The sequence below is a fragment of the Streptomyces griseorubiginosus genome (genome assembly GCF_017614965.1).
GTDB lineage: Bacteria > Actinomycetota > Actinomycetes > Streptomycetales > Streptomycetaceae > Streptomyces > Streptomyces griseorubiginosus_B.
Window position 1 is genome coordinate 1 of sequence record NZ_WVUG01000307.1, and the last position, 10,411, is coordinate 10,411.

The window sequence follows — 10,411 nt, forward strand, 5'->3', positions numbered from 1 at the left end:
AGCCTGCCCTCAGCAGCCGGTATGTGACGTGGGTCCAGGCCAGGCACCTGGTGCAACAGCGCGACGAGTTCCGAGCCGAGCCGCAGTGCCTCCGCCCCGTCGGTCACCCGCTCCCAGCACCAGTGCGCACTGCATGCCGCTGCCACCGCCCCCGGTCCGTCCGACGGTCGTGAGTCCAGGCGCCGTCTCGCCGCCGTCAGCCACCACCGGGTGGCCGCGCCCAACTCACCCCCCGCCCGCGCGACATCGGCCCGTATCTCCGCCCACCCCGCGGCATCGGCGCTCGCGGCACCGTGTGCACGGACGGCTTCCTGTTCCCGGGCCTCGGCCTCCTCCGCGGCCCGCCGATGGTCACCGTCCTCGGTCAACCGTCGTATCGCCGCCCGCGGATCGACGTCCCCTCCGCTCCGAGCCCCCGGTGCCGCCCCGTCCCGTGCGGCATCACGTTCGGCGCCCGCCTCGACAACGATGCCCTCAGCCCCGACATCACCTGTCGGCGATTCCCGCCCGTCCACGTCTCTCCCCCCGGCCCCCTCGACGAGGACACGCCAACCCGGCTCACAACCGGATTCTTCGCCTCGACCATCCACCCGTCAATCACGAACTCTCGCCAACCTCGCCCCAAGTCCCCCTGCACAAAGTGAAGTTGACCTTGCCCTTGGGTGAGCCCGCACCCTCGGCCCAGGACCGCACGTCGGGCCGAGGGGAGGGCAAAGGTGCTGGTCGACACGAGGCCACTGCGCGTGACCGAGTTCCGGCGGCTGTGGGCGGCCGGCATCGTGACCGCCCTGGGCGCCCAGTTGACGGCCGTGGCGGTGCCCCTGCAGATCTACGCCCTCACCGGCTCCTCCGCCTACGTCGGCCTCGCAGGCCTCATCGGCTTCGCCCCCATGGCTCTGGCGGCCCTGTGGGCGGGCGCGCTCGCGGACGTGCACGACCGTCGGCGCGTGCTGCTGGCGACCACCACCTGCATCGGCGCGACCTCGGCCCTGCTCTGGGCGCAGGCGTGGGCCGACCTCCGGTCGACCGGCGTCCTGCTCCTCCTCACCGGCGTCCAGCAAGCCCTCTTCGGCGCCAACACCGCCGTGAGCAGGGCCGTGACGCCCCGCCTACTGCCGCTCGAAGCGCTGCCCGCCGCCAACGCCCTCCAGTCCACGGTGATCCTCTCCGCCGGAATCACCGGTCCCCTGCTCGCCGGCGCCCTGATCCCCGCCGTGGGACCCCAGACGCTGTACCTCACGGACGCAACGGCGGTCTGCGCGACGCTCTGGGCGGTATGGCGCCTGCCCGCCCTCCCCCCAACCGTCAACACCACGCACACGCATCCCCCACCCTCGGCAATCCAGCGGATCACCGAGGGCCTGCTCCTCCTGACCAGGCATCAACTCCTTCTGGTGGTCTGTCTGTCCGACTTCGCAGCGCTTTTCCTGGCCCTCCCCACCGCCCTCTTCCCGCAACTGGCAGGGGAGGCCTTCCACCCGTCCGACATCGGCGTCCTCTACGCCGCCCTCTCGGCCGGCGGTCTGCTGGCGGCCCTGTTCTCCCGCCTGTTCACTCGCGTCGGTCGTCACGGCCTCGCGATCGGCGTCTCGATCGCCGTATGGGGCGCGGCAGTCGCGGGCTTCGGGTTCTCCCGATCACTGCTCACCGCGTCGGTCTGGCTGGTCCTGGCCGGCGGCGCGCTGCTCACCCTGAGCGTCTTCCGCCAGACGGTGCTGCAGACCGCCGCGCCGGACGACATGCGGGGCCGCCTGCAGGGAATCGACACCGTACTCGCGGCGGGCGGACCTCGCTTGGGCGACCTCGCCCACGGCACGGCCGGTGCCACCCTCGGTACGACCTGGACGATCACCGGCGGCGGCCTCCTGACCGTCGCGGTCGCCGTCGCCGTACTGCTCCTCTGCCGTGTCGACCGGCCCCCGCCGCGATGCGCCGCCTGACGGGCAAGGAACAGCCCCGAGCGCCGTGCACCGCCCCGGTGTCGGCGAAGCGTGCGACGCCCCGCCGACACCGCCCGTCCTGCGTTCAGCCGTCAGCCGAGGCCGGTGAGTACCGGCGTTGGTGACGGGTACGGGCGGCCGCAGGGCGTCGGGCATCCGGGGCTGCAGGACGGACCGGCCGTCCGGGTCCCGGTGCGCGTACCAGCCCGCGAGCTGGTACCAGATCTGGGTGCTCTCCGCCCGGCTGCCGAGCCCGACGGCGCTCAGGGTCAGGTCGAAGACCGCTCCGCCGTCGATGGCGGCGAGCCGCTCGCGCACCTGTTCCGGCGAGTCCGCGACCGGCTCCCCCGTGCCGTCGAAGGCACCCCGCACTCCGCCGTCGACCACCACGAGGCCGGCCAGATCCCGGTATCCGGGGCAGCCGTCGAAGTCCCACGCGGCGTACGTCATCGCCGTGGTCGCACCCCAGGAGTGGCCGCCGAGCACCACCCGGCGCCGACCGCCCTCGGCCGCGACCGCGACGACCGTCCTGAGGTCCTCCAGGGTGCGGGCCAGGCCCCACCGTGCGGCGAACGCGGAGGCCGCCGGATCCTGCGTGCGGTAGTGGCCGTCCAGGTAGTACGCGGCGGGGTCCGGGGTGGCGAACCCGGAGCGGTCGGCCAGGTTCTCCTCGCGCCGGTCGAAGGCCCACACCTGCACCCCGGGGACGGCCGCCACCAAGTCCCGGGCCAGCAGCCGGAAGTCGTTGGCCGCCCCGAACATGCCCGGTACCAGGACCAGGACCGTCCGCGCGCTGTCAGAGCCGATCTTCAGCACATGCACCCGGTCCGTGCCGAGCGGACCACCGCCGCCGCTCACGGCCACCGGGACGTACGGCTCCCGGCCCGCCCGAGTGCTCCGCCCGGCCGCGGCGGCCCGGCCCGCCCCGGTGGCCGCGGCCGCGAGCCCGCCGGCCAGCCCTCCCAGCAGTGCTCGGCGCGACAGTCCTCGCGCCACTCCGCGCATCGGTCGTCGTGTCGGTCGTCGTGTCATGAGGCACACCCGCCCACGCGCTTGTTGCTCAGCGCCACGTCGTCCATGCGGACGTCGTACGCGGAAGGGGTGGGGTTCGCCTGGTACAACTGCCACCCCAGCCTGAGCTTGTCGAAGTGAGGGAAGACGAAGTCGTCGGCGGTGCCGCCGTGTTGCCTGGTGGACACCGTCAACTCGGGCCGCTCGACGCCGTCGAGGTAGACGGTGACGCGGTTGTCCTTCGCGTCGAGATGGAACTCGACGCACTGCCATGTGGCCGCCGCGGCGGGTGCCGAGGTCTGCCATGCGGTCCAGTCGCCGGTGGGGCCGAGGTCGGAGCCGACTCCCCAGAAGTCGGCTGCGGAGGTGGGCACGTACTGGCCGCCCAACGGGCGGACCAGCGTGGGGACATCGGAGCCGGAGGCCTCCGCGACGGTCCAGTGCGCCCAGTCGGGAGCCGTGGGGAACCGGTCGACGCGCAGACGCAGCCGGGCCCAGAAGCTGTTGCCGGCGGGTGCGAGATCGGAGAAGACGAGGAAGGCACGGCCGTTGCCCTCCGTGTGAAGGCGCAGTTCGCGGCCGTGGCCGGTGGAGCTGGGTACGACGGTGAGCGAGCCGCCGGAGGTGTCGGCGGTCCAGCCGTGGCCCGCGGTGACCGGCCCCAGGGGGAGGCGGTCGAAGGTCTCGCGAGCGAGGTATTCGTGCGCGGAACGAGTGGGGGTGGCGGAGGCGGTGGGGGGCGTCACGAGCAGTGCGGACGCGGCCAGAAGCGCGGCCGCGACCTTCCTCATGCGTGTCATGGGCACAGTGTGCAGCACCGGTCACGACCGTCTCACAGTCCCCCTCGGCCGACGCGGCCGTCCCCCTCCGGCATCGAGCACCGCGAGGTGTGACTCCGCCCGGAAAAGCTTCGAAACATTCGAAGAATCGAGAGCATCGGAATCAGTCTCACCTTCTCGGCAAAATGAGCCACCCGGCTCATTCACATCACTTGCGGCTTCAAGCTGCCGTTTCTTCCTCCCATACACCATCCAGTGCGACGAATGTTTCGAAATAATCACCGAAACTGTTGACGCTTGACGGGTGCAGGCCAACACTGTTCGACCGGACCCCGCCCCCTTGGAGGACACGGAGGAAACCGCTCATGGACATCGCACCCGCACCCACGACGACCCGCAGGACCGCCTGCGCGATGCTGCTGGGCGCCACCGCCGCCCTGGCGTTGCCCGGCACCGCCCGGGCCGCCACCGTCATCACCACGAACCAGACCAGCACCGACAACGGCTTCTACTACTCGTTCTGGACCGACGCCCAGGGCACGGTCTCGATGACCCTGGGCTCCGGCGGCAACTACAGCACCAGCTGGCGGAACACCGGCAACTTCGTCGCCGGCAAGGGCTGGAGCAACGGCTCGCGCAGGACCGTGTCGTACTCCGGCAGCTTCAGCCCCTCGGGCAACGGCTACCTGTCGCTGTACGGCTGGACGTCGAACCCGCTCGTGGAGTACTACATCGTCGACAACTGGGGCACCTACCGGCCCACGGGCACGTACAAGGGCACGGTCACCAGCGACGGCGGCACCTACGACATCTACCAGACGACCCGGTACAACGCGCCGTCCGTCGAGGGCAACAAGACCTTCAACCAGTACTGGAGCGTACGGCAGTCCAAGCGGACCGGCGGCTCCATCACCACGGGCAACCACTTCGACGCCTGGGCCCGCGCGGGCATGCCCCTCGGCAGCTTCAAGTACTACATGATCCTCGCGACGGAGGGCTACCAGAGCAGCGGCAGTTCGAACATCACGGTGGCGTCATGAGGGCCGCGCCCTTACGGCCCCTGCTGGCGGCCACCGCCGTCGCCCTCGCCGCCGGCACCCTCACCCTCGCCACCGCTCCCGCGCGGGCCGCCACCTGCAACGGCTACGTCGGACTCACCTTCGACGACGGCCCCTCCGGCAACACGCCGAACCTGCTGAACGCGCTCCGGCAGAGCGGGCTGCGGGCCACGATGTTCAACGAGGGCCAGTACGCCGCCGCGTACCCGGCCCAGGTCCGCGCCGAGGTGAGTGCGGGCATGTGGGTCGGCAACCACAGCTACACCCACCCCCATCTCACCCAGCTCGCCCCGTCGCAGATCGACTCGGAGATCTCCCGTACCCAGCAGGCGGTCGCGAGCGCCGGTGGCGGCACGCCCAAGCTGTTCCGGCCGCCGTACGGCGAGACCAACGCGACGGTGCGGACGGCCGAGGCCACGTACGGGCTGAGGGAGATCATCTGGGACGTCGACTCGCAGGACTGGAACGGCGCCAGTACGGACGCGATCGTGCAGGCCGCGGGCCGGCTCACCAATGGCCAGATCATCCTGATGCACGACTGGCCGGCCAACACGGTCGCGGCCGTCCCGCGTATCGCCCAGGGCCTCGCCGCCCGCGGCCTGTGCGCCGGGATGATCTCGCCGCAGACCGGCCGGGCCGTCGCCCTCACGGGCTGACGCCCGGCAACGTCCCCCGCGGACACCGCACTTGCGGCGCGGCTGCCACGAGCTGCCGCGCCGCAATCCCATCCCGTCGACCCGGCTGGGCATTGCGCCGGGAGCCTGATTAATCGGCGTGCCGCGGCCAGGTGTCACGCGATCGGGCCTCCCGGAGGCCACCGTGAGCGGACCGTCGTCGTAGGACACCACGACGCCCGACCGCTTCCAGGAGAGCTTCTTGCGCCTGCACCCCCTCGCGGCCGCCCTGGCCTCGGCCGTCCTGCTGGCCCCACCGGTCCACGCGGCGCCCCTCACCCCGCGCCCCACCGACGACCCGGCCGGCTACGTCAACCCTTTCGTCGGCACAGCACCGGGCGGCGTCGACTTCGGTCACGGCGGCGGCGGGGGCAATACCTTCCCCGGCGCCTCGGCGCCGCTTGGCGGGATCCAGTGGAGCCCCGACACGGTCACGCACCAGCACGGCGGCTACGCCTACCCCGACAACCGGATCCGGGGCTTCAGCCTCACCCACATCTCGGGCGCGGGCTGCAGCGACTACGGCAACATCCCCTTCATGCCGCTCACCGGCCGCCCCGACCCGGACCCGGCCGCCCGCTTCGCCACCTTCTCCCACGTCAACGAGGAGGCGTCGCCCGGCAGTTACGGGGTCCGCCTCGACAACGGCATCCACACGGAGATCGCCGTGACCCGGCGTTCCGGCGTCGCCCGCTTCACCTACCCGGCCGACGGCACCGAGCCGGCCGCGCTGACGGTGGACGCGGGCCGAGCGTTCAACGGCGCCACCGGAGAGATCACCATCGGATCCCGCACCCTGTCGGGACACACCGACAGCGGCGGATTCTGCGGCAAGTCCAACCGCTACCGGCTCTACTTCCACGCGGTCTTCGACCAGCCCTTCGCCACCGCCGAGCCCCTGGACGGCAAGAGCTCCGGGGCGTACGTCTCCTTCGCGCCCGGCACCCGTACGGTGACGGCCCGGGTGGGCATCTCCTTCGTGAGCGTCGGCTCCGCGCGCGCCAACGCCCGGGTGGAGCAGGAGAACCGCTCCTTCGACGTCGTACGGCGCTCGACCCGCGACCTGTGGAACACGTGGCTCGGCAGGATCGCCGTGCAGGGCGGCACCGAGGAGCAGCGTCGGATCTTCTACACCGCGCTGTACCACTCGCTGCTGCACCCGAGCGTCCTCAGCGACGCCGACGGCCGCTACCCGGGAATGGACGGCCTCGTCCACCGCACCCGCCCCGGACACGCCCAGTACGCCGACTTCTCCGGCTGGGACGTCTACCGCTCCCAGGTCCAGCTGCTGGCCCTGCTCGCCCCGCGCGAGGCCTCCGACATCGCCCAGTCGATCCTCGAACAGGGGCGTCAGGCGGGGTACTTCGACCGCTGGACGGTGGCGAACGGCGGTACCGGCGTCATGGTCGGCGACCCGCTGCCCGCGATCGCCGCCTCGATCCACGCCTTCGGCGCCACCGACTTCGACGCGGAGGGCCTGCTGCGGACCGCGCTGGCGGGCCGGCACGACAGCAGGCAGCGACCGGGCCATGAGCGTTACGACAGCCTGGGTTACGTCCCCACCGCGACCAAGGGGGTCTGGGGCAGCGCGTCCACCACTCTCGAGTACACCGTCGCCGACGCCGCCCTCGCCCGACTCGCGGGCCGCCTCGGCGAGAGGGACACCGAGGCCGCCCTGACGCGCGCCGCCGGCAACTGGCGCTCGCTGTTCAACCCCGCGAGCGGCTACCTCCAGCCCCGCGCCGCCGACGGCAGCCGGCCGTCCTTCACACCGGCCCAGCGCGCGGAGTACGTCGAGGGCAACGCGGCGCAGTACACCTGGATGGTCCCGCACGACCTGCCCGCCCTGTTCGCCGCGATGGGCGGCGACGCCGCCGTCACCGCGCGCCTGGACGCCTTCTTCACCCGGCTCAACGCCGGTCCCGACGAGCCGTACGCCTACCTGGGCAACGAACCGTCCTTCGGGACCCCGTGGGCCTACGACTCGGCGGGCCGTCCCGACCGGGCCCAGGACACCGTCCGGCGGGCGCTGACCAGCCTGTACGCCGACCGCCCCGACGGCCTCGTCGGCAACGACGACCTCGGCGCCATGTCCTCCTGGGCCGTGTGGGCCGCCCTCGGCATGTACCCGCACATCCCGGGAAGCCCCCAACTCGCCCTCGCCAGCCCGCTGTTCCCCGCCGTCACCGTCCACCGCGGCAACGGGGTCACCTTCACGGTCCTGGCCCCGCGGGCGTCCGCGACGACCTCGCGCGTACGGTCCCTGGCCCTCGACGGTCGCCCGGCCGGCACCGCCTTCCTGCCGGACACCTTCCCCGCGACGGGTGGCGTGCTGCGCTACGAGCTGGAGGATCCGTCCGTGGCCGGCTCCAAGGACTGAACACGATCACACAAGCGCCGGGCTCGCCCCGCCGGCGGCAGGAACCTCTCCGGCCCGCCCGCTCGACGCGGGCGGGCCGACGTCTGTACAGGACACCTTGTCGATACGTCCTGACAAATCTATTGACATCACCTGGGGGGCGCTCCATAGTACGAGCACCTAGCGCGCGCTAGTAACGCGCGCTAGTCATACCGTTGAGCGGAGCACCACCCACGCCTGCCGCACACGACACCCCGCCGCCGCACCAGGCGCTCCCAAGCCGCTCGCCCGCCGCCGGAACGGGCGGAGCGCCCCGTTTGAGCCGATATCCCGTTTCCCCTGATCAGTACAGCGAGGTGCAAGGGACATGCACACACGTCACCGAGCCATCACCCTGACCGCGACCGCCCTGGCCGCCACCCTGCTCGTCACCGCCTGCTCCAGCAGCTCCGGCGGCAAGAAGTCCGAGGAAGGAGGCGGCGCCGCCTCCGCCGGCAAGGCCACCACCCAGCGCATGACCGTCGCCATGGTCACCCACGCCTCCCCCGGCGACACCTTCTGGGACCTCATCCGCAAGGGCGCCCAGGCCGCCGCCGCAAAGGACAACATCAAGCTCGTCTACTCCTCCGACCCCAACGCCGGCAACCAGGCCAACCTGGTGCAGAACGCGATCGACCAGAAGGTGGACGGCATCGCCCTGACCGCCGCCAAGCCCGACGCCATGAAGGACGTCGTCGCCAAGGCGAAGGCCGCGGGCATCCCCGTCGTCGGCTTCAACTCCGGCGTCTCCGACTGGAAGCAGCTCGGCATGCTCGAGTACTTCGGCCAGGACGAGAACATCGCCGGCCAGGCCTTCGGGCAGCGGCTCAACCAGCTCGGCGCCAAGCACGCCCTGTGCGTCATCCAGGAACAGGGCCAGGTCGCCCTCGAGGCCCGCTGCGCCGGCCTGAAGAAGGGCTTCTCCGGCAAGACCGACATCCTCTACGTCAACGGCACCGACATGCCCTCGGTGAAGTCGACCATCACCGCCAAGCTCAAGCAGGACTCCTCCATCGACCAGGTCGTCACCCTCGGCGCCCCCATCGCCCTGACCGCCGTGCAGTCCCTCTCCGACGCCGGCTCCAAGGCCAAGGTCGCCACCTTCGACCTCAACAAGGACCTGGTCAAGGCCGTACAGAACGGCAGCGTCGAGTTCGCCGTCGACCAGCAGCCCTACCTCCAGGGCTACCTCGCCGTCGACGCCCTGTGGCTGTACAAGACCAACGGCAACTTCAGCGGCGGCTCCACGGCCCCCGTCCTGACCGGCCCCGCCTTCATCGACAAGACCAACGTCGACCAGGTCGCCCAGTTCGCCGCGAAGGGCACCAGGTGATGAGCATGACCCAGCACGCCGAGCCGGCGGTGACCTCACCGCCGGCCCCCGGCCGCCGGGAGATGGACGGCCGCACGGCCGAACGTCCCCTGGCCGTACGCCTGTTGGCCCGGCCCGAGGTGGGTGTGTTCCTCGGCGCCGCCGCGGTCTACGTCTTCTTCCTGATCGCCGCCCCGCCGGTGCGCGACGGCGGTTCCATGGCGACCGTCCTGTACCAGTCCTCCACCATCGGCATCATGACGCTGCCGGTCGCCCTGCTGATGATCGGCGGCGAGTTCGACCTGTCGTCCGGCGTCGCGGTGATCACCTCCGCGCTCACCGCGAGCATGCTCAGCTTCCAACTGACCATGAACGTGTGGGTCGGTGTGATCGTCGCCCTTCTGGTGTCGCTGGCGATCGGCTTCCTCAACGGCTGGCTGGTCGTCAGGACGGGCCTGCCCAGCTTCCTGGTCACCCTGGGCACCTTCCTGATCCTCCAGGGCGTCAATCTCGCCGCCACCAAGCTGATCACCGGCAACGTCGCCACCGACGACATCAGCGACATGGACGGCTTCGCACAGGCCAGGAAGGTCTTCGCCTCGTCCTTCGACGTCGGGGGCGTCCAGGTCAAGATCACCGTCGTCTACTGGCTGGTCTTCGCCGCCCTGGCCACCTGGGTGCTGCTGCGCACCAGGTACGGCAACTGGATCTTCGCGGTCGGCGGCAACAAGGACTCCGCCCGGGCCGTCGGTGTCCCCGTCACCTTCACCAAGATCTCCCTGTTCATGCTGGTCGGCTTCGGCGCCTGGTTCGTCGGCATGCACCAGCTCTTCACCTTCAACACCGTCCAGTCCGGTGAGGGCGTCGGCCAGGAACTCATCTACATCGCGGCGGCGGTGATCGGCGGCTGTCTGCTGACCGGCGGCTACGGCTCCGCCGTCGGCCCGGTCTTCGGCGCGTTCATGTTCGGCATGGTCAACCAGGGCATCGTCTTCGCCGGCTGGAACCCGGACTGGTTCAAGGCCTTCCTCGGCGTCATGCTGCTCGGCGCCGTGATGATCAATCTGTGGGTCCGCCAGTCGGCGACCAGGAGGTGACCGCATGACATCCAGCAACGGAACCGGAACCCACGGAGCGATCCTCGCGGACACCCCGCCGGAGGGCGGGGACACCCCGATCGTCGAGCTACGAGGCGCCGGCAAGTCCTACGGCAACATCCGCGCCCTGCACGGCGTCAGC

At 71.1% G+C, this 10,411-nt stretch carries 7 protein-coding genes and 2 pseudogenes; 7 read left to right on the forward strand and 2 right to left on the reverse strand.

Annotation, left to right across the window (positions count from 1 at the left end; all coding sequences use genetic code 11):
• The first annotated feature begins 716 nt into the window (after positions 1–716).
• Positions 717–1,940 (forward strand): MFS transporter, encoded by a 1,224-nt coding sequence (locus GRC12_RS36435; protein WP_208784350.1) that lies wholly within the window; start codon positions 717–719, stop codon positions 1,938–1,940.
• A gap of 495 nt (positions 1,941–2,435) precedes the next feature.
• On the opposite strand, the pseudogene GRC12_RS46995 reads toward GRC12_RS36435, so the two are convergent.
• Both GRC12_RS46995 and GRC12_RS36445 read right to left on the reverse strand, forming a co-directional pair.
• Positions 2,436–2,972 (reverse strand): annotated as a pseudogene (locus GRC12_RS46995) (alpha/beta hydrolase); the annotation flags it as partial.
• Complete coding sequence (locus GRC12_RS36445; protein ID WP_208784351.1) at positions 2,969–3,751, reverse strand: hypothetical protein; 783 nt, start codon at positions 3,749–3,751, stop codon at positions 2,969–2,971. The pseudogene GRC12_RS46995 and the gene GRC12_RS36445, both read right to left, overlap by 4 nt.
• A gap of 344 nt (positions 3,752–4,095) precedes the next feature.
• On the opposite strand from GRC12_RS36445, the gene GRC12_RS36450 reads away from it, so the two are divergent.
• From GRC12_RS36450 to GRC12_RS46030, 6 genes and pseudogenes are all read left to right on the forward strand, one after another.
• Positions 4,096–4,770: a glycoside hydrolase family 11 protein gene (locus GRC12_RS36450; RefSeq protein ID WP_208784352.1), complete on the forward strand. Its 675-nt coding sequence runs from the start codon at positions 4,096–4,098 to the stop codon at positions 4,768–4,770.
• Positions 4,767–5,444: a polysaccharide deacetylase family protein gene (locus GRC12_RS36455; protein ID WP_208784353.1), complete on the forward strand. Its 678-nt coding sequence runs from the start codon at positions 4,767–4,769 to the stop codon at positions 5,442–5,444. The genes GRC12_RS36450 and GRC12_RS36455 overlap by 4 nt, the downstream gene beginning before the upstream one ends.
• Positions 5,445–5,664: 220 nt before the next feature.
• The gene (locus tag GRC12_RS36460; protein WP_208784355.1) at positions 5,665–7,842 is read left to right on the forward strand and encodes a GH92 family glycosyl hydrolase; all 2,178 of its coding nucleotides are present in this window, start codon (positions 5,665–5,667) and stop codon (positions 7,840–7,842) included.
• Between the two features lie 346 nt (positions 7,843–8,188).
• Complete coding sequence (locus GRC12_RS36465) at positions 8,189–9,193, forward strand: sugar ABC transporter substrate-binding protein (protein WP_208784360.1); 1,005 nt, start codon at positions 8,189–8,191, stop codon at positions 9,191–9,193.
• Positions 9,193–10,269, forward strand: coding sequence for an ABC transporter permease (locus tag GRC12_RS36470; RefSeq protein ID WP_208784362.1), 1,077 nt, complete (start codon positions 9,193–9,195; stop codon positions 10,267–10,269). Before GRC12_RS36465 ends, GRC12_RS36470 begins: the two co-directional genes overlap by 1 nt.
• Before the next feature lie 4 nt (positions 10,270–10,273).
• Positions 10,274–10,411: pseudogene (locus GRC12_RS46030) on the forward strand (sugar ABC transporter ATP-binding protein); the annotation flags it as partial.